The 19,695-nt window shown below is 54.5% G+C and carries 14 protein-coding genes; 5 read left to right on the forward strand and 9 right to left on the reverse strand.

What is annotated here, in order from left to right:
- Window positions 1-170 precede the first annotated feature (170 nt).
- Together Q8W24_RS02295 and Q8W24_RS02300 are read right to left on the reverse strand one after the other, a co-directional pair.
- The gene (locus tag Q8W24_RS02295; protein ID WP_303431710.1) at window positions 171-617 is read right to left on the reverse strand and encodes a bacteriohemerythrin; all 447 of its coding nucleotides are present in this window, start codon (window positions 615-617) and stop codon (window positions 171-173) included.
- A gap of 580 nt (window positions 618-1,197) precedes the next feature.
- A complete protein-coding gene (locus Q8W24_RS02300; RefSeq protein WP_303431709.1) occupies window positions 1,198-1,644 on the reverse strand; it encodes a bacteriohemerythrin in 447 nt (148 codons plus the stop codon).
- Window positions 1,645-2,251: 607 nt separating this feature from the next.
- On the opposite strand from Q8W24_RS02300, the gene Q8W24_RS02305 reads away from it, so the two are divergent.
- Window positions 2,252-3,172: a TRAP transporter substrate-binding protein gene (locus Q8W24_RS02305; RefSeq protein WP_305474259.1), complete on the forward strand. Its 921-nt coding sequence runs from the start codon at window positions 2,252-2,254 to the stop codon at window positions 3,170-3,172.
- A 191-nt stretch (window positions 3,173-3,363) separates the two neighbouring features.
- Here the strand turns inward: Q8W24_RS02305 and Q8W24_RS02310 are convergent, their stop codons facing one another.
- The 7 genes from Q8W24_RS02310 to Q8W24_RS02340 form a co-directional block, all read right to left on the reverse strand.
- Window positions 3,364-4,488, reverse strand: a complete 1,125-nt coding sequence (locus tag Q8W24_RS02310; RefSeq protein WP_303431707.1) for a BMP family ABC transporter substrate-binding protein — start codon at window positions 4,486-4,488, stop codon at window positions 3,364-3,366.
- 419 nt (window positions 4,489-4,907) lie between these two features.
- Window positions 4,908-7,874 (reverse strand): valine--tRNA ligase, encoded by a 2,967-nt coding sequence (locus tag Q8W24_RS02315; RefSeq protein WP_305474260.1) that lies wholly within the window; start codon window positions 7,872-7,874, stop codon window positions 4,908-4,910.
- 261 nt (window positions 7,875-8,135) lie between these two features.
- On the reverse strand, window positions 8,136-9,092 hold the full coding sequence (locus tag Q8W24_RS02320) for a hypothetical protein (protein WP_303431704.1): 957 nt from the start codon (window positions 9,090-9,092) through the stop codon (window positions 8,136-8,138).
- Window positions 9,089-9,529: a DNA polymerase III subunit chi gene (locus Q8W24_RS02325; protein WP_303431703.1), complete on the reverse strand. Its 441-nt coding sequence runs from the start codon at window positions 9,527-9,529 to the stop codon at window positions 9,089-9,091. Before Q8W24_RS02325 ends, Q8W24_RS02320 begins: the two co-directional genes overlap by 4 nt.
- 100 nt (window positions 9,530-9,629) lie before the next feature.
- Window positions 9,630-10,583, reverse strand: coding sequence for a putative RNA methyltransferase (locus Q8W24_RS02330; protein ID WP_305474262.1), 954 nt, complete (start codon window positions 10,581-10,583; stop codon window positions 9,630-9,632).
- 7 nt (window positions 10,584-10,590) lie between these two features.
- Window positions 10,591-11,718 (reverse strand): succinyl-diaminopimelate desuccinylase, encoded by a 1,128-nt coding sequence (gene dapE / locus Q8W24_RS02335; RefSeq protein WP_303431701.1) that lies wholly within the window; start codon window positions 11,716-11,718, stop codon window positions 10,591-10,593.
- A gap of 136 nt (window positions 11,719-11,854) precedes the next feature.
- Window positions 11,855-12,496 carry a Slp family lipoprotein gene (locus Q8W24_RS02340; protein ID WP_303431700.1) on the reverse strand — a complete coding sequence of 214 codons (642 nt, stop codon included), beginning with the start codon at window positions 12,494-12,496 and terminating at the stop codon, window positions 11,855-11,857.
- Between the two features lie 139 nt (window positions 12,497-12,635).
- On the opposite strand from Q8W24_RS02340, the gene Q8W24_RS02345 reads away from it, so the two are divergent.
- The 4 genes from Q8W24_RS02345 to Q8W24_RS02360 all read left to right on the forward strand — a co-directional run bounded on the left by Q8W24_RS02345 (window position 12,636) and on the right by Q8W24_RS02360 (window position 19,210).
- Window positions 12,636-13,199, forward strand: coding sequence for a hypoxanthine-guanine phosphoribosyltransferase (locus tag Q8W24_RS02345; protein WP_303431699.1), 564 nt, complete (start codon window positions 12,636-12,638; stop codon window positions 13,197-13,199).
- 217 nt (window positions 13,200-13,416) lie between these two features.
- On the forward strand, window positions 13,417-14,874 hold the full coding sequence (locus Q8W24_RS02350) for a TolC family protein (protein WP_305474264.1): 1,458 nt from the start codon (window positions 13,417-13,419) through the stop codon (window positions 14,872-14,874).
- Window positions 14,875-14,888: 14 nt separating this feature from the next.
- Window positions 14,889-16,100, forward strand: a complete 1,212-nt coding sequence (locus Q8W24_RS02355; RefSeq protein WP_305474266.1) for an efflux RND transporter periplasmic adaptor subunit — start codon at window positions 14,889-14,891, stop codon at window positions 16,098-16,100.
- Window positions 16,097-19,210, forward strand: a complete 3,114-nt coding sequence (locus tag Q8W24_RS02360; RefSeq protein WP_305474267.1) for an efflux RND transporter permease subunit — start codon at window positions 16,097-16,099, stop codon at window positions 19,208-19,210. The genes Q8W24_RS02355 and Q8W24_RS02360 overlap by 4 nt, the downstream gene beginning before the upstream one ends.
- Window positions 19,211-19,695: the final 485 nt, after the last annotated feature.

Raw genomic sequence — 19,695 nt, forward strand, 5'->3', positions numbered from 1 at the left:
GTGATGAGTGTTATGACAATGGCTGTGACAGCAGGAGAGAGTGACGTTATTTGAATATATGAAATGGCGGCGTATTGAGATGAGCTGCAGACCTGTGTGGTTTGGCGGTTCACACAAGCCTACAGTCCTACAGCGTATCACCATGTGAATAGACATGCTGACCAAGAGGATCAGGCAAAAAAGCGTTTGACCATGCGGCTGACAAATCCCCCCTCGAGTGATTTACGGACGTAAGGGACATAATCCTTATCGTCGCGCTGGATATGATTGGTGAGCCACAAGCCGATATCCGAGCGGACTTCCTTGGCCACGTTAAAGCAGTCCTCACCCTCTTCGAGGCGCTTGTCGTAAGAAAGTACCCGTTTCCGGAAGGCTTCATGCACCTTGGCATGAGCATTCAGAATGGGGTAGTTGGCGCGTTCCATTAAGGTTTCTTCAAAGGAATTATGAGAAATTGAGTAATCAATCAATGCCTTGGCAATTTGTTTTACCGAATCCGGATTTCTCATCAGGATGGCTTTATCAACCTCAATTATGTATTCAAAGATTCGTTTGTGCTGAGAGTCAATGACATCAATACCGGTTTCAAATTCTGGTATCCATTGGAATTTTTGCATGTCTTAACCTTGTGGATTTTAATAAATCCAGGAAATTGAATTTTATTTAATCAATGAATATAAAGTATATTGTTGATATATTTATAATCATGGTTGCCGAAATAAAAATTTCAGAGTGGCCAGTGTTTTCGCAATTATGTTGTTTTTATGGGTATGCGATTTTTATATCTTTAAGGTCGTTTTTTATTGGGTGTTGCTTTCGACTCTGAAAATTGATTTTGATCGATTCTCGAACGAAAGCAAAAAATCTTGAATGGTTGATTTCGGTAAAAAATTGCTAAATGAGTCGGATATGAATGATTGTTTATTCATGTAAAATAAAGCCTTCCAACTACTGCTATGGTGCTAAAAATTTGATGCTAGCAGAAGAAATTATGGATCGCAAATAAAAAATATATTGTTATTTTTGTCAATAGTCAGGGTGGGTTTTCTAAGTTGATAAGCCTATCAATATAAAAGGCAAATCTCTGCCAGGTTGGATTTATATAGAATGGCGCATGGGTTGTTGGGGGCCAGAGTGCCTGGCAAGGCAGGCACTCTGGGGATTATGGCGAAGTGATCCGTATGCAGGTTGAACAAATCAGGCAAAAAAGCGTTTCACCATACGGCCGACAAACCCGCCTTCGAGTGATTTGCGGACGTAAGGGACATAATCCTTATCGTCGCGCTGGATATGATTGGTGAGCCACAAACCGATGTCTGAGCGGACTTCTTTGGCAACCTTGAAACAGTCTTCGCCGTTTTCTAGGCGTTGATTGTAGGACAAAGCGCGATCACGAAAGGCTTCGTGCACTTTGGCGTGAGCATCAAGGATGGGGTAGCCAGCGCGCTCCATCAGAGTCTCTTCAAAGGCATTGTGTGAGATGGAATAGTCGATCAGAGACCGGGCAATCTGTTTTACAGATTCCGGGTTTTTCATCTTTATCGCCTTGTCGACCTCGAGGATATACTCAAAAATTCGCTTGTGTTGAGAGTCAACTACATCGATTCCTGTTTCGAATCCGGGCACCCACTGGAACTGTTGCATGTGTATTCCTCCTTTAAGTATACGCTAGTACAGCAAAAGGCATTCCAATATTAAGTTCTTTTAAATCAATGGGTTGAAAATGAGAACAGGGTTTATTTGTCATATAGATGACAATAGAATGTAAGTTTTATGACACTGTCCAGATGGATGGAATTGTAGGCTTTATGACATAGCTCGCGTAAGCGTGATTGCATTGTTGGCAAAAATTTTGCTGTAAAACGAATTGGTTCATATTTAAAACATTGTGTTTGACCGTAAACAACCCAACCCGGTTGAAATACTTATGGGGAAGTCGTGGCAGGTATTGCAGCAAAAGTAGTAGTGATTTGGTCGGGCTAAAGGAGTGCGATTCAAGCCCTTAAGTATTATTCCTGTTATCCGCGGGTCGAGAGATGCTGGCTCTCTATGCCCAGATACGTCATCTGGCTGCAGGAACAGCAATAGCCAGAGGTTGCCGTAACACACCTAAAAGACGCTCCGGTGGACGGACGAAGATGCATGACTCTGGTGAACGAACGACCGCTCCACGTAATGGCATGGATCAGCAATGATAAAAATAATAACAAGGCAGCAACAGCACCGAACAATCATATTGGCACTGCTACTCATGGTCACGGCGACCAGCGCGGCTGCCGAGACCATTCGCTTTGGCATGATCACAACACCAGATCACGCCTGGTCCAGGCTGATGCAGCAGTTTAAAAATACCGTAGAAAGCAGCTCTGGCAATACTATTCGGGTGCGTGAATCCCGCTTCGCCAAAGTCCGTGGAGAGTCCAGCATTATCGAGCTGTTGGGGCGAGGACAGCTACAGGCGGCGATTGTTGCGGTTGGTTCACTGACCACGCTTGATCCTGCGTTGAATGGCTGGCTGATGCCATACCAGTTCGCCGATACCGGGCAGTTACGTCGGGCGGCGCAGCGGGATGATGCCAAAACCATGTTGGTCGGTCTGGAGCGCCACAATCTGGTGGCGTTGGGGTATGCCTTTTCCGGTATGCGGGTGATTATGTCGCCGGCGGCGATGGCCTCTGTCCAGGATTTGAAAGGTAAAAAAGTAGGCACCTTCCCCAACGACGTATTCTACAACTGGTATCGGCAATTGGGGGCCGATCCGCAACCGATCCAGATTCAGGATATACGTCTCTGGTTTGAACAGGAAAAAATCGACGCTATTGATATCGACCTGGCTACGGCGGTTGATTTGCAGCTGTCTACCCAGGCTCCCAACCTGATGTACACCAGGCATATGGCTTTTCCCGGAGTGTTTGTGGTGTCCAGAAGCTGGTGGGATGCGTTAACGCCAGAACAGCAGCAGGTCATCAGTGCGGCCTTTACCCAGGCAGAGCAGGCAACTTTTGCTGGCTTGGAAAAAGCGGAGCAAGCCGACCTGAAGCAACTGCGCGGGGAGGGCGTTAGCGTGAAAACCTACACCGAAGCCGACTTTAATAGCGTGCCCCAAAAGCTGCGAGACTTTTATTACGGCACTAATGAACGCCTGAAACGTTTTGGTATGGATCAGCCGTAACCGCCTGCTCTGATCGGGTTAAATGGCTGTGGCAGCAGAGCATCGTATCCTTGATACCAAATCAGGGGGAGTTGCCAAGTTTACCGGCCGGGGCAAGGTATTGCCCCATGATAACCTTCTTGCCTGCCAGCGGAATGGCTGTCTGGTGATCCGGGTCGCGGTTGTAATGCCTCGTTCCCTGGGTCAACAGGCTAGAAAGCCAATAACGAGCCTGTGACACCTTCTACGTACCAGTTCATCCGTAATAGCTGATCGTCAGATAATTCTTTACCTTCCTTGATGCGGGTGCTGCCACGATAGCTTTTAATCGGGCCAGCAAATACTGAGTATTGGCCGGACATTATTTCTTGTTGCTTATTGGCTACCAGCCGGCGTATATCCGCGGGAATTTCAGGGCTGATTGAAACCAGCTGAGAGGTAGATTCTGCCATGCCAGTCCATTCACTGTCGGGCTTCCAGGTGTTGTTTAACAGGGCTTGAATACGATTGATATAATAAGGCCCCCAGTTATGAACAACCGACGCCAGGTGTTTGCTGGGTGCAAATGGACGCATATCTGAGTGGTAGCCGATAACATAAACGTTTTTCTGCTCGGCGATTTCGGCAATGGCGGATGAGTCGGTATGGTGTGTTAATAAATCAACACCGGATTCAATCAACTGATTGGCCAGCTCAACATCTTTTTCCGGGTCGTACCATTTATAGGTCCAGAGTACTTCGACTTCAGCCGTTGGGTTAACTTCCCTGACTCCCATGGTGAATGCATTGATGCCACGGATAACTTCCGGTATTGGATGCGCAGCAACGTAACCAATTTTGCCATTTTTGGTCATGCTGCCAGCAATCAGGCCAGAGAGGTATCTGGGTTGATAGGCTCGAGTCGCGTAATTGCCCAGGTTTCCACCTTGGCGGGATCCAGTGGCGTGTTCAAAAATGACATTGGGATTATCGCGGGCAATGCTCTCGGTGGAAACCATATAACCAAACGAAGTAGCAAATACGATATCGTTTCGGTCTGCCAGGTCTTGTAATACCTCACGTGAAGAGCGTCCTTCCGGAACAAATTCAACGACTTCTGTTTCGACTTTATCGCCAAATGTTCTTTCTATCGCAAGACGTCCCTGGTTATGAGAATAGCTCCAGCCAACATGATCGGCTGGGCCGACCAATATGAAGGCAGCTTTGATGGGGGAGGCATAAGCGGTACTGGAAAGGATGATTGGCAATAAGCCAATGGCCAGTACGGCAGCGAAGAAGGCGAATCGGGTAGTGGCAGAACCAATATGGCTGAGCAGGGAAACGGGTTTGATATTCATCACGATTAATGACCTGAGAATGCTTGGTTGTAAAACCTGACCATGTGGTCAGCTTGCGGGGATTATCAATATCTCAACCATTCAGGTCAATAAACAATCAATTTGTTAATGGGTCTTATTCGACACAGCGGACAATCCCGCAGAAGGAGCAGTGATTGCGAATGGATGGATGCCTGGTGGTTCGGTTCTGGAAGGATTTGAATTTACGTGGGGAGCGGCCCTGTCCGTGGCCGTTGGATTCCGGGGTCGGCCCGGAATGACAGATTTTTATACGGCCCTGTTTGTGGCTGTCAGGCAGGAGAGGTGTTTGTGCATTTGCGTAGAGACCGTCGAGTGGCGTCCGTAGTCGTCGGCTAGCGTCCGTGCCCGACAGGCGGCATTCCGTGTCCGCCGGTCGGCATGTTGTATGTTCTGTTGGGTTACAGCGCCTTGATGGCTTCGATCTGTTCCTTGATCTTGCCCAGATCGCGTTCGTAACCGGTTAGCTTGTCTTTCTCTTTTTCAATCACGGCAGCCGGGGCCTTGGCGACAAAACCGGCGTTGTTCAGCTTGTTGCTGATGCGGCCAATTTCTTTGCCCAGGCGTTCTTCTTCTTTGCCTAAGCGGGCGATTTCCTTGTCTTTGTCGATCAGTCCGGCCATGGGCACCAGCACTTCCATATGGCCAACCAGTTGGGTGGTGGCCATGGGGACGGTGTCGCCGTCGTTGACCCAGGTGATGCTGCTGAGTTTGGCCAGCTTGGCAAGGAAGGTCTGGTTGTCGTCGGCGCGGCGGAAGTCGTCGTCATTGCCGTCTTTTAACAACAGGTCGAGTTCCTTGCTGGGGCCAATGTTCATTTCTGCACGAATGTTACGTACCGCTGTGATAACACCCTGTAGCCATTCGATATCGGCTTCGGCTTCGGTATCGATCAGGGCTTCCTGGGGGACCGGGTAGTCGGCCAGCATTATGGAGGCGCTGGAGTCAGGCCCGCCTTTGCCAGCGAGGTCTTTCACTTGCTGCCAGACGGCTTCGGTGATGAACGGAATAATGGGGTGGGCCAGACGCAGGGTGGCTTCCAGCACGCGTACAAGGGTGCCAAGGGTGCCGCGACGAATCTCGGCGCTGGCGTTTTTGTCCCACAGTACGGGTTTGGACAACTCCAGATACCAGTCGCAGTATTCGTTCCAGATAAATTCGTACAGTGTCTGGGCGGCCATATCGAAGCGGTACTGGTCCATATGGCGACGGACTTCGGCTTCGGTGCGTTGCAGGCGCGAGATAATCCAGCGGTCGGCGAGACTCAGGGCTGCGGCTTCGCCGGTGGCACCACAGGCGGCCAGCATGTCGTCGGTGATGGCAATGGCGGTGTTGTTGGCGGCCGCGGCTTCGACGGCTTCTTCGCCAGCGATGGAGAGCATTACGTAGCGCGAGGCATTCCACAGCTTGTTGCAGAAGTTACGATAACCTTCCAGGCGTTTCATGTCCCAGTTGATATCGCGGCCGGTGGAGGCCATGGCTGCCAGGGTGAAGCGCAGGGCATCAGTGCCGTGGGGGGCGATGCCATCGGGGAATTCTTTTTGGGTGCGCTTGCCGATTTTTTCCGCCAGCTTGGGCTGCATCATATTGCCGGTGCGTTTTTCCATCAGCTCATCGAGGCTGATGCCATCGATCATGTCCAGCGGGTCAAGGACGTTGCCCTTGGATTTGGACATTTTCTGGCCAACTTCGTCGCGGATCAGGCCGGTAACATAGACGGTCTTGAACGGCACCTGGGGCTTGTTGTCGTCGTCTTTACAGAAGTGCATGGTCATCATGATCATGCGGGCAACCCAGAAGAAGATGATATCGAAGCCGGTCACCAGCACATCGGTCGGGTGGAAGTCGGCCAGTCGACGAGCCACTTCCTTGTCGTCGATATTGGGCCAGCCAAGGGTGCCAAAGGTCCACAGGGCAGAGGAGAACCAGGTGTCGAGCACGTCGTTGTCTTGCGTCAGTTCAACATCGTCGGCGAGGTGGTTCTGGGCGCGCACTTCGGCTTCATCGTGACCAACAAAGACGTTGCCTTCGGTGTCGTACCAGGCCGGGATGCGATGGCCCCACCAGAGCTGGCGGGAGATGCACCAGTCCTGGATATCACGCATCCAGCTGAAGTACATGTTTTCGTAGTTTTTCGGTACAAACTGGATATCGCCATTTTCGACCGCTTTGATGGCCGGTTTGGCCAGGGTTTTGGCATCGACGTACCATTGGTCGGTGAGCATTGGCTCAATGACGACGCCGCCGCGGTCGCCGTAGGGCACAGTGAGGTCGTGGTCCTTGATGGCATCGAGCAGGCCCAGTTCGTCGAAGTCGGCAACGATGGCTTTGCGGGCGGCGAAGCGTTCCATGCCCCGGTATTTCTCCGGAATATGAGTGTCGACTTCGGTGTTGACCGAGCCGTCGCTGTTAAACGCCTGGGCTTCGTCGCGAATATCGGCGTTGAAGGTGAGGATGTTGATCATCGGCAAGCCGCAGCGCTTGCCCACTTCACAGTCATTAAAGTCGTGCGCCGGGGTGATTTTGACGCAACCGGTGCCCTTGGTCATATCGGCGTGTTCATCACCGACGATCGGGATGCGGCGACCCACCAGCGGCAGTTCAATAAATTTGCCAATCAGGTGCTGGTAGCGCGGGTCTTCCGGGTTAACCGCAACACCGGTGTCTCCGAGCATGGTTTCCGGACGTGTCGTGGCGACCACAATATAGTTCTGGGTGTTGCCATCGGCGTCGGTGCAGGTCTCGCCATCGGCCAGCGGGTAGCGCAGGTGCCACATGCTGCCTTTGGATTCCTTGTTCTCAACTTCGAGATCCGAAATGGCGGTGTGCAGTTTCGGGTCCCAGTTGACCAGACGTTTGCCGCGATAGATCAGGCCTTCTTTGTGCAAGCGGATAAACACTTCTTGCACGGCTTTGTAGAAGCCGTCGTCCATGGTGAAGCGTTCGGTATCCCAGTCGACGGAGTTGCCGAGGCGGCGCATTTGACGGGTGATGGTGCCACCGGACTGGTTTTTCCACTCCCAGACTTTTTCGAGGAATTTTTCACGGCCCAATTCGTGGCGATCTGGTTGGCCTTCAGCTGCCAGTTTGCGTTCAACCACCATCTGGGTGGCGATACCGGCGTGATCGGTACCGACCTGCCACAGGGCTTTTTTGCCCAGCATGCGGTGATAACGGGTGAGGGCATCCTGAATGGTGTGCTGGAACGCGTGGCCCATATGCAGGGAGCCGGTGACGTTCGGCGGTGGAATCATGATGGAGTAGCCTTCGCCATCCAGGCCGTCCTGATAGGGCTTGAAGTAGCCTTTGGCTTCCCATTCTTGGTACCAGGTTTGTTCGATGGCGTCGGGCTTGTAGGTCTTGTCCATGGCGGCGGTGTGATCTCAATGGTGGTGCGGCATGCCATCCGGGTAGCCGGGTAGATTGGCAAGCGACTGATTAAACGATAAAAAAATGGCGGCCAGTATAGCGGAATCGTGGCGCGTGTTCAGCCGCTGGATGGGCCGGATGTGTTTTCAGGGTGAGTTGCTGGGGGTGTGGTGGAATGGTTGGCCAGTGAAGTTCGTTCAGTGAAGCCCAGGCCACGCGCGGGTCTGGGCGTATGGCCTGGCCGTTCGGGAGCCAGAGTATCAGTCGCGAGGTTTGCTCATCAGGATATTACGCAGTTTTTCGCGCAGGCGGGCCTGGATCACTGGAGTCAGCTCATCGACAAGGGACTCGATCAGTTGCTTCTTCTCGGTGGCCCCCAGCAGGGCGATGGCATCGGAGTCACGCTGTTGTTTTTGCTCTGTCACCCGTTGCATGGTGCGGTGCGCTTCTTCGGCACTGTGTTGGGCCGCCAGACGCTCGGAGGTGAGGCGGTCCAGTATCGACTGCGGCAAAAACGGGTTGGACGATATCTTGGCAGCTATCTCCGGCACGTCAGCGTCAGCTGCTGGAGACTCAGGCAGGACTGGTGCTTCCGGTTCCGGTTCCGGTTCAAAATGCAGGGGCTCCAGAGTGGGGGATTCCGGTTGTTGTGGTGCCGGTGTGATGGCGTCTTGCGGGATATTGCTCTCGGTGAGCGTCGGGATGGTGTCCGTGCCGGAGGTGACGCTGGAGGTTGTGCTGGCCGGGTCTGGGGCAGCGGCGGGTTGGGCTGCTGGCTTGTGCGTCGGTGTATCAGACTGGACTGGCTTGAGGGCGACCGGCTCAATATGCAGGTTTTCAGGTGCCGGGTAGTTATCTTCGACCGGGCCAAAAATGGCGTCGAGGGTGTCGGAGCTGTGGTCGGATTCGTTCTTGCGTACCATTTCCTGACGCAAGTATTCCAGAATGTCGCTAGCGACAATTCGGGGTTGGCTATCCGCTTCCGGACTTTTGACAGCGGACAGATGAGGAGGACGCTTGTTTGGCGGATTGATATTGCGTAATACCGGCGGTTCATCCTGGCTGAACAGGTCGCTCAATACCGGGACATCGTCGACAGTATTCAGCTGAGTCAAGGCTTGCTCGAGGTCAATTTGCTCACCAGCGGCATCGTCGAGGACGCGCTGCAAGGTTTCCAGTTCGTCGAGTAAGTTACGCGAATCGTTGTCGGTACTCATGTGCGTAGTCTCATATCCTGGTGAGTAATGGGGTAGCCCCTGTCACGCAAAAAACGGAAATGGTCGCGGGTATGTCCCAGTACGTCATCCTGCTGGATAACAACTTCGACCAGTCGATCAAAACGGCCAAAAAAAGATGGCAGTTGGTCGTTCAGGTTAATCAGTACGTCATGCTGCTCTGTCGGCGCATCTTGCCAGCCTATATGTACCGGGCTTTGGCTTACGGGTCGTTGTTCATCGACCAGGCTGTGTGGCACAAAAGCGGTATGACGAAACGCCCACAGCTGCCGGTCCAGTTGCTCGGCATGGCTGCGAGAACCGGTATGGATATAAATATGCTTGCCCTGGGCCAGGACTTTTTCGGTCAAACGACAGACAAAGTGCTGTTGCTCGTCGATGGTGGTCGCGGCCAGTACATAAAAAAGAATATCGGTCATGCGAGGCGTGGCTGCCGTTGTTGCAGGTCATTAATAAACTGAATGCTACCCGGTTGATGGGGGGCTTTCAAACCGCTTGATGCTATTAAACGAGGATCTTTTATATGTTCTCTGCCGGTGCGGGTTGATCGTTTGATGAATGCGCTGAAAATTGCGAGATACGGACACTAATAGTCAGTTCCAGACCATTCAGGGCCAGTACCTGTTGGCGTTTTTCGGCGGTAATGCGCCAGCCATGTGGTGTCATGGTAAGCAGGTCGGGGAGGGCGGCGGCCGGAATAAATACCTGGCTGCTGTGCTCGCTGCTGCCAACCCGCTCAAATCCCTGTTTTATCATGTCATCAGTTGGATCGTAACTGTCGCTGCGAACGTCGGTATAAATGTGCTGCCGGAGTTCTTGCAGGTGTTGCTGTGCCGGTGTAACCAGCCAGACGGGTGCTTCGGGTTTGAGCAATTCCGCCCAGCGGTCGGCCATGGTCGGGGTAAACACACTGAGTATGGCGTCGAGGCTGCCAGGCTGGAACGGCAGGCGACTGCCACTGGCCACCAGCCAGTCAATCTGCTTGCTGCGTTGGCAGGCGGTACGGACTGCATCCCGTGAAATGTCGATGCCGTACAGATGGTGGTGGATATGGTTGGCGGTCAGTTGTTGCGCCAGTGAGGCGGTATAATAGCCTTCACCACAACCACTGTCGGCAATATGGAGTGTCTGGGAGGCAGACGTGTTTGCCCGGTCTGCCAATACCGGGATCAGGGCGGTGTTGATGGCATCAGCAATGGCTTGATAATAACCGCCGTTGAGAAACTGTTGTCTGGCCCTGACCATTTCAATATTGTCGCCGGGATTGAGCGAACGCTTCTGGTTGACCAGTAACAGGTTGAAATAGCCCTGGCGGGCGCGGTCAAAACTGTGGCCATTGGCACAGCCCCGGCTGCGGGCGGAACCGTGTTTGTCGGTAGCGCCTGCCAGTTCCGGTAAGGGTTGCTGGCAAACCGGGCAGATCAGAATATCGTTTGCCTGGGGGATGGTCTGTTCTGTGTCTGTGCTTGTCATCGGCTGGCTATCCTAGCAGGCGCTCAAGAATGCCTTCGTACAGGCTGGTGAGGGTGTCGAGGTCGGCGGCATTGATACATTCATTAACTTTGTGAATGGTGTCGTTGCGAGGGCCGAGTTCCACGACCTGTGCGCCGGTCGGGGCTATAAACCGGCCGTCGGAGGTGCCTCCGGCGGTTGACAGTTCGGTCTCGCGACCGGTCACTGCGCGGATGGTATCCACGCAGGCATCAACCAGCGGGCCGTGGTCGGTAAGGAATGGCAGGCCGCTGAGGTTCCATTCAATGTCGTAGTCGACCTGGTGCTTGTCGAGAATATCGCAGGTACGTTGTTTGAGAATGTCGGCTGTGAGCTCGGTGGAAAAACGGAAGTTGAACACCACGGTCATGCTGCCAGGGATAACATTGGTCGCACCGGTGCCGGCATTGATATTGGAAATCTGGAAGCTGGTGGCGGGGAAAAAGTCATTGCCCTGATCCCATTCTTCACTGGCCAGCTCAGCCAGCGCGGGTGCTGCCTGATGAACCGGGTTACTGGCCAGGTGCGGGTAAGCCACGTGTCCCTGAATCCCCTTGACTGTCAATACTGCGCCGAGTGAACCCCGGCGGCCATTCTTGATGGTGTCACCCACCAGATGGGTCGATGAGGGTTCACCAACAATGCAGGCATCGATTTTTTCGTGCCGGGCTTCCAGTGTTTCAATCACCTTGACGGTGCCGTTGTGGGCCGGGCCTTCTTCATCGCTGGTGATCAGAAAAGCAATCGAGCCTGTGTGGTCCGGGTGCTTGGCGGTGAAGTTTTCAACTGCGACCACCATGGCAGCCAGTGAACCTTTCATATCAGCAGCGCCGCGGCCATACAGCATGCCATCCACAATTTGGGGTTCAAATGGCGGATATTGCCAGTTCTGTTCCGGGCCGGTAGGCACAACATCGGTATGGCCGGCAAAGCAGACCAGCGGGCCGCTGTTGCCACGGCGGGACCAGAAGTTATCGACTTCACCAAAGCGCAATGGCTCATTGGTAAATCCGGCGTTGGCAAGACGTTCCATCATTAACGCCTGACAACCTTCGTCTTCCGGGGTGACGGAACGGCGGGCAATCAGGTCGCAAGCCAGTTGTAAAGTAGGGGACATGACAACTCCAGAGGTTGGTGCAGGGCGAAAACGGGCGCGGATAATACCATAGCCTTGAGCGGGATAAAGCGCGTCGCACTGCGCGGTGGTGAAACACCGGTATCGATCACTGATGGTAATGGCACCGGTGTTGTCCTCAGGGCGTGCTGGCTTTGGGGTGGGCGGGGTGTTTGGGGACAGGATGCTTGAGCGGTTTGGCACCGGTAATAACCGCGCTGCGGTAGGGATAGGGGTAGCCGTAATAGGGCCCTACTCCCCAGACAAAGTGATAGCGGACCTCAGGGGCTGATGTTTTGCGCCAAAGCTCGATGCCATCGGCCTGGATATGGGCAAAACGATAGGGGTGCTCACCAATATGCCCTTCATCCATACCGGTCAGCTGTCCCCGAACGGTAACTAACCGGCCGGACTGGTAGGTTTCCGGGTCAATAAAATAATCGAACTCGGCCCGAAAGCGGCCATCGGAACGGTCGCTGTCTGAACGCGGCTGGCCAGAATCCCACAGCGGGCGCTGCAATATCTCCAGCGTAGTGTGCTGATCACCATTGATAACACTGATAATTTGCCCGCCCAACACAACGGTTTGATGTTGGTATTGCTCCGGGTTGGCTTGTATCTGTTGCAATGACGGCAACATATCGGGGTCAGGTACTGCGACTGATGACGGGTAGCTGGCACAGCCGGATAGCAGCAGTGCCAATGCGCTGCATCGCAGGCCGGATTGCCAGTGGCGCAGAGAGTGAGGGTGGTGCTGTGAGGTATGACGAAAAAAGTACATAAGCCAAGTTCCCTGTTGTGCTGAATGACGTTGATAGCCAATGGTTTGATATCAGTGCCAGAAGAATAGATCGGCAGGTTTCGCCGTTCTGGCCGCGTGTTACTATGCCGGTTTTTTACTGACATGCCGAGAAGCCTCCATGAGTGAGACACTGACAAAAGATCAGCTGGATACTGTATTGCAAGAAGCGGACTTGCTGAAAACCCCGGAGCAAGTGGATGACGCGATCAATCAGCTCGCCGCTGATCTGACTGAGCGTCTGCAAGATACGGTTCCTGTGGTCTATACCATTATGAATGGTGGTCTGGTACTGGCCGGGCGGTTATTGCCCCGGCTGCCGTTTGCGCTCGAGGTTGGCTATATGCACGCTACCCGTTATCGCGGTGATGTGACAGGCAGTACCGAACTGCAGTGGCAAGCACCGCCATCGATACCAATGACGGATCGTACAGTACTGATTCTGGACGATATTTTTGATGAAGGTCATACCCTGGCGGCCGTCGTTGAAGCCTGTCGTCAACAGGGTGCCAAAGAGGTGCTCACCGCCGTTCTGGTCGATAAGCGGCATGATCGCAAAACCGATGAACTGACCGTTGATTACGCCGGTATGGAAGTTGAAGACCGTTATGTCTTTGGTTGTGGTATGGATTACCGTGGCTTCTGGCGTAATTTGCCGGGCATCTATGCGGTTAAGGGTCTGTAACCGGCTGTTGGCCTGCCATAACAAGGGGAATAACCGCTATTCGTTGTGATTGGCAAACGGCTGTTTGTACTGGTGATGTGTCAGATAGTTAACCGTTATTATTGACGGAACTTTTCAAAAAATAACTGTGTCTGAAGCGGCGTTTTACCTCACGGCGGTGATATCACTTCTGTCTGGTTATGCCCCATTTGCCGTTTAATTGCCAGGGAGATACTGGGTGAGGGATGTTGGATCGTATGTCACTGCGGGTTCCAAAAGCCGCAAGCGGTCGGGACTGCTGCTGTTGCTGGTCACTGCGGTGGCTGGCTGCAGTTCGATTGAGCCGGTTCAGCCTGAGCCGATGACCTTTTCCGGGCTGGCTGAACCTGTTGCCAGTTCCTCTCCCACGGCTGTTGCTGCCGGGCAGGCGGTCACGGACCGCTGGTGGCAATCCTTTGATGATCAGATGCTCAATCGTCTGATTGAAGACAGCCTGGCGAATAATTTTACCCTGCAATCCGCCTGGGCCCGGCTGCAACAAAGTCAGGCGTTGTCCCGGCAGGCCGGGGCGGAACAGTTTCCCACCCTGGATGCGAGTTTGTCGCGCAGCCGCTCATTTGGGCCGGATGCCGGTACCAATCGCTGGCAGGCCGGGTTATCGGCTGCCTATGAAGTGGATTTCTGGGGGCGGGTCAGTGCACTGGAACAGCAAGGTCAATTGGATGCCCTGGCCAGCGCAGCCAGTGTGCGGGTAGCAGCCAATACGCTTGCAGGAGAAGTCGCCCAGGCCTGGTTTGGCTGGTTGCGGCAACAAGGTCGTATCCAGTTGCTAAGCCAGCAACAACAGCGGGTTCGCTCGGCGTTGGCTATCACCGAAGTGCGATTCAATCGTGGGCAGGTGGCTATTTCAGATGTCTGGCAACAGCAGCAATTATTGGAAAATCTCTCCGCCAGTTTGAGTGCTGATCAGGCCCAGCAAATTATCTATCAGCAGCAACTGGCGGTCTGGCTGGGTCGCAGCGACTGGCTGCAGAGTGAGCTTGTTCCTGAATTGGCCGCCATGCCACCACGGCCGTTGCCACGACTGCCGTCTTCATCCCCCCGTGTTTCTCTGTCAGCCTTGCAACAACGGCCAGATGTGCAGCAATCCTGGTTTGCCTTGCAATCGGCGAATGCTGCGCTGGCGGCAGCCATTGCCAACCGCTATCCAAGGCTGACGCTGTCGGCGTCTTATTCGGCATCCGACGCCAACCTGGCCGATATCTTTGATAACTGGGTAGGGAATCTGGCGGCGGGTCTGGTCGCACCCCTGCTGGATGGTGGCCGTCGCCGCGCAGCGGTGACCGCGTCGGAAGCGGGAGTGCAGGCGACGGTGGCGGATTATCAGCAAACCTTGTTGGCGGCAGCCCAGACCGTGCAGCAACTCCTGGTACAGGAACAACAGGCCAGTGACCAGCTGGCCAGCCTGGTCAAACAATTACACCTGGCCCGTAAAACAGAAGCCTTCCAGCTGGCGCGCTATCGGCGCGGGGTGGGGGATTTTCTGGCGTTGCTCAACGTACAACAGGACGTACTGGCGCTGGAGCAAACAGTACTCGATGGCCAATGGCAGCAGTTGCAATACCGTATTCAATTGTATCGATCGGTCAGTCACGGCGATTTCACCGGGGCGGATGCTGGAGAATCACAACCGTGAAGGACAACCGGAAGATGAAACAACCCACAGGCTTGCACAAGCAAACCGGTAATGTCTGGCTGGTACTGCTGGTGCTTGTACTGGGAGGTGCGGCAGCCTGGATCGTGCTGACCACCGCCCCGGTGCCGGAGCGGGTAAAACCCGTGGTGCAGGCGCGGCTGGTTGAAGTGCAGCGCCCGGGCGCTGGCGGACGGCCAACCTGGACGGCGGGTGGTCAGGTGTCAGCGGCAGAGCGAATCCTGCTGCAGGCCCAGGTCAGCGGTCGGGTTGTCTCGGTGGCCAGCGAGGCATTGCCGGGAGCGACCCTGAAGGCCGGTGCGCGCCTGCTGACCATTGAACCACGGGATTATGAGCTGGCGTTGCAGCGATACGAAGCGGCTCGCATTCAGGCGCAAGCCGATCTGGATCTGGAGCTGGGGCAGTCCGCCCTGGCCGCCGACGAATACCAATTGGCGCAGCGAGAGCTGACCGGTGCCGACCGGGCGCTGGTGTTACGAGAACCGCAGCTGGCCAGTGCCAGGGCCAAGTTGCTCAGTGCCAGGGCGGAGACCGACCAGGCCCGACTGAACCTGGCGCGTACCCGTGTGACGATGCCGTTTAACGGTCAGATACTGTCACGCAATGTGGCGGTTGGCAGTCAGGTGAGCAGTTCAGTCGAGCTGTTTGAACTGGTGAATACCGATGAATTCTGGATCGAAGTCAAAGTGCCGCGCAATTTTCTGGCCTGGCTGGATGTGGATGCCCCGATCCGGCTTTATCACCCCAGCTGGGGTAAACAGAGCCGCGAAGCCCGCATTCTGAACCTGTTGGCCGACGTCGACGAGCGTGACCGCCAGGCCCGGCTAATGGTTGCCGTAAGTGATCCACTGAGCCTCAAGAACCCGGACCAGCCGGTGTTGATGCTGAATGATTTTGTCTCTGTCGAGCTGCAAGGCAAGGCCATTCCCAATAGCGTCACCGTGCCATTACAGCAGCTGAATGACGATGGCAGCCTCTGGGTCGTGAACAACAACCAAATGGTACGGCGCACCCCCGAGGTCTTGTACCGGGGCCGGACCCAGGCCTGGATTGGCGCAGGCCTGCAGCCGGATGATCAGTTGTTGGTTAACCGGCTGGACAGTGTAACGGAAGGCTTGCCGGTACGGCTGGCCAACCGGGCGGATACTGGCGCGGCTGTGGAAGCCGCCGACGGCACCTCCAGTCGTGAGCCAGAGGTGACACCATGAGTGCGGCGCAGGGGAATGGCCCGATCGCCTGGATGTCACGCCATGGCGTGGCGCCCAACCTGTTGATGGCCGTATTGATCATTGGCGGCTTTCTGATGTCGCTGACCATCCGCAAGGAATTTATTCCATCCTACGAAGCGGACATGATCATCGTTCAGGTGAGCTACCCCGGTGCAACGCCCACCGAGATGGAGCAAGGGGTGGTACTGCCAATTGAAAATGAACTGGCAGAAGTCGATGGCCTGAAAGAGATCAACTCAACCGCCTCCCAAAGCAGCGCCAGAGTCACGATTGAGCTGGATAACGGCACGGACCGTCAGCAGGCGTATCAGGATGTGCAGCAGGCTGTGAACCGGATTACCACCTTTCCGGGGCAAATGGAGACACCGAGCGTCAGTATTGCCAGCCGTAATATCAGCGTGGTGGAAATGGCGATTTTTGGCCCGCTGGACACCTTTGCCCTCAAACGTCTGGCCGAACGGGTCAAGGATGAGTTGTTATCGTCGGCAGAGATTTCCAAGGTCGAGCTGACCGGTACCCCCGACGAAGAAATCCATATCGAAATTCCCCAGTCTGCACTCCAGCGTTATGGTTTGTCGTTGCAAGATATCGCGGCAGCGGTGGGCAAAAATGCCATCGAACAAAGTGCCGGAACCGTGCAAACCCCGGGAGGCGATATTCTGGTGGCGCTCGACCAGCGGCGCTATTGGGCGGGAGAATTCAACGACATTCCGGTGATCGCCGATGCTGGCGGTGTACGGCTGCGGCTGGGGGATATCGCCCAGGTAAGCGAAGGTTTTGGCGACAGCCGCAGACTGGTGACGTATGACGGCCAGGAAGCCATCCGTTACGACATATACCGTTCTGAACAACAAACACCCCTGACCGTGGCCGCCGCCGTACACGAAAAACTCGACGAGATTCGTGGCTGGTTGCCCCCGGGGGTCAAGATTGTGGTCACCGATGACGATGGCAAAACCTACAACCAGCGGGTCGGGTTGCTGATCAAAAACGCCGCCATCGGGCTGACACTGGTACTGGTGTTGTTAAGCCTGTTTCTGGAATACCGGCTGGCGTTCTGGGTTACCATGGGGATTCCAACGGCGTTTTTAGGCGCCTTGCTGTTGCTGCCTGCGGTGGATATGTCGATCAATATGATCTCGATGTTCGCCTTTATTGTGGCCCTTGGCATTGTGGTGGATGACGCCATTATTGCCGGTGAAAATATTTACGAACACATGCAGAAAGGCATGCCGTTTGCCGATGCGGCGGTGGTGGGTGCCAAAGAAGTCGCCAGTCCGCTGGCCTTTGCCATTCTGACCAACGTGGCAGCCTTTCTGCCCTTGCTGGCACTGCCTGGCATGATGGGGAAATTGTTCCTGGCGATTCCGATCGTAGTGATCAGTTGTTTTCTGATTTCCTGGCTGGAGGCATTGTTTATCCTGCCGTCCCATCTGGCGCATTTGAAAGAAAAACCGGAGAGCCGCTTAGGGCAAAAAATGGATGCCTTGCAACTCAAGGTTGATGGCTGTCTGGGACGTTTTATCGACCGGGTTTATCGCCCGACCCTGAAAGTCAGTTTGCGCAACCCGGGGTTGACCCTGGCCATCGCGCTGGCACTGGGGCTGACGGTGTTGGCCTGGGCATTCAGCGGGCGGATGGGTTTCAGTATGTTTCCGCGCCTGGAAGGCGAGTTTACCGTTGCGGCGGTCGAGCTGCCCTCCAATGCGCCGTTTGAACAGGCGCTGGATGTCCGGTTACAGCTGGAAGCCCGGCTGCGCGATATCGTCGAGCCGGTTGAAGCTGCCGGAACGCCCTTGCTGCTGAGTATTGAAGGCAGTATCAATGGCTCAACCATCGAAGTGGAAGCGCGGCTGGTGGACTCTGAAATCCGTCCCATCAGCGCCCACGAAGTGGCCAAACGCTGGCGTGCCGCCATGGGAGAAATTCCCGGTATTCGCAGCATTACCTTCGATTCTGAACGCGGTGGCGGCCCGTCCGGTGGTCGCGGCCTGACGGTGGAGCTGCGCGGCAACGATATCGACCTGCTGGCGCAAGCCAGTGAAGACCTCAGTGTGTTTATGTCGCATCTGGGTAACGTCAAGGATGTTGCCAGCAGTTTTACCAGTGGCAAACCACAATGGGATGTGGCGATTAACGACCTCGGGCGCAGCCTTGGGCTGGAGTCGGATGATGTGGCCATGCAGGTGCGGGCGGCCTTGTACGGTGCCAGGGCCTTGCGGCAGCAACGCCAGCGTAACGAAGTCACCGTGCTGGTACGGTTGCCCCAGAACGAACGTCGCTACAGTGCCGATATCGAGCGCTTGATGATCCGTACGCCAGCCGGTGGTTATGTGCCATTGGCAGAAGTCGCGGTGCTGGAGAAAACCGTCTCGCCATCGAGTATTTCACGCCGGGCCGGGCGGCAAGTGGTGAACGTAACCGCCGATGTCGAACCGCGTACGCAAATCCCGGCCGTGATGACGGTGTTACAGGAAGAAGCCTTTGTCGACCTGAAAGCCAAATACCCCAGCCTCGACTTTGATTTTCGGGGGCGTCAGGCCGATACCCGTGAAAGCATGAGTGTGATGCAGCTGTACGGGTTGTTCTCGTTACTGCTGATTTACGTTTTGTTGGCGATTCCATTCCGCAGTTACGGCCAGCCATTGCTGGTGATGCTGGTGATTCCCTTTGGCGCGGCCGGAGCGATTCTGGGTCATATTATCCTGGGATACGGACTGTCGATTATCAGCCTGATGGGGATTGTGGCACTGGCCGGTGTGGTGGTGAACGACAGTCTGATTCTGGTGGACTACGCCAACCGCATCCGGGCAAAACGCCAGCTGACGGCACTGGAAGCCATCAGTGAAGCCGGAGTGCGACGCTTCCGGCCCATTTTGTTGACCACTCTGACCACCTTTGGTGGGTTGGCTCCCATGGTATTTGAAACCTCACGCCAGGCGCAGTTTATTACCCCCATGGCGGTATCACTCGGATTCGGGATTCTGTTTACCACCTTTATTTGCTTGCTGGTGTTGCCTGCCCTGTATGTATTGCTGGATCAGTTACTGAGCAAATTGTCGGGTACGGCGGAGCCATTGAATAGTTGATCGTCAGATGCGCAAAATGCCATTTGTTTGGTAGCGCCTTGTGCGGATTCAATACATAGCCCGGGAATATGACCACAGGCAGTGAGTTGTTGCCCTGTACTGAATAAGCCAGCTGGTGATTGCCAGACGCATCCGGGGTAGATGGTTGCAAACGCATGATTTTTTGGTTGTATCAATCCGATATCAGGTTGAGTGAATATTTATGTCTGTAACGTATGCAATATGGACTGTTGTGGTCGCTTTATTAACATGCCCTTTGACTGTCTCGGCCGCAGAGCCGGATATCGGTTCTTCTTTTAATGGCGGTGATTTCAGTCTGTCGAAGATTATAATAAATTTATTAAAGATAGCATGCAGCGCTGCTAACAATGCCATAAGCGCGAACGCACAAAAAGATGCACTCCGCTCCGCTTTTGGTGCCGGTTATGGCAGGCGTTAAATCTTTTTCGGATGTTGACACCTCGTACGTATAGACGTACGCTTTG

The organism is Oceanobacter sp. 4_MG-2023, from assembly GCF_030689165.1.
Taxonomy (GTDB): domain Bacteria; phylum Pseudomonadota; class Gammaproteobacteria; order Pseudomonadales; family Oceanobacteraceae; genus Oceanobacter.

Coding starts and splice junctions, on each gene's coding strand:
- Q8W24_RS02295 (WP_303431710.1), bottom strand. CDS start 617: ATGCAAAAATTCCAATGGATACCAGAATTTGAAACCGGTATTGATGTC.
- Q8W24_RS02300 (WP_303431709.1), bottom strand. CDS start 1,644: ATGCAACAGTTCCAGTGGGTGCCCGGATTCGAAACAGGAATCGATGTA.
- Q8W24_RS02305 (WP_305474259.1), top strand. CDS start 2,252: ATGGTCACGGCGACCAGCGCGGCTGCCGAGACCATTCGCTTTGGCATG.
- Q8W24_RS02310 (WP_303431707.1), bottom strand. CDS start 4,488: ATGAATATCAAACCCGTTTCCCTGCTCAGCCATATTGGTTCTGCCACT.
- Q8W24_RS02315 (WP_305474260.1), bottom strand. CDS start 7,874: ATGGACAAGACCTACAAGCCCGACGCCATCGAACAAACCTGGTACCAA.
- Q8W24_RS02320 (WP_303431704.1), bottom strand. CDS start 9,092: ATGAGTACCGACAACGATTCGCGTAACTTACTCGACGAACTGGAAACC.
- Q8W24_RS02325 (WP_303431703.1), bottom strand. CDS start 9,529: ATGACCGATATTCTTTTTTATGTACTGGCCGCGACCACCATCGACGAG.
- Q8W24_RS02330 (WP_305474262.1), bottom strand. CDS start 10,583: ATGACAAGCACAGACACAGAACAGACCATCCCCCAGGCAAACGATATT.
- dapE (WP_303431701.1), bottom strand. CDS start 11,718: ATGTCCCCTACTTTACAACTGGCTTGCGACCTGATTGCCCGCCGTTCC.
- Q8W24_RS02340 (WP_303431700.1), bottom strand. CDS start 12,496: ATGTACTTTTTTCGTCATACCTCACAGCACCACCCTCACTCTCTGCGC.
- Q8W24_RS02345 (WP_303431699.1), top strand. CDS start 12,636: ATGAGTGAGACACTGACAAAAGATCAGCTGGATACTGTATTGCAAGAA.
- Q8W24_RS02355 (WP_305474266.1), top strand. CDS start 14,889: ATGAAACAACCCACAGGCTTGCACAAGCAAACCGGTAATGTCTGGCTG.
- Q8W24_RS02360 (WP_305474267.1), top strand. CDS start 16,097: ATGAGTGCGGCGCAGGGGAATGGCCCGATCGCCTGGATGTCACGCCAT.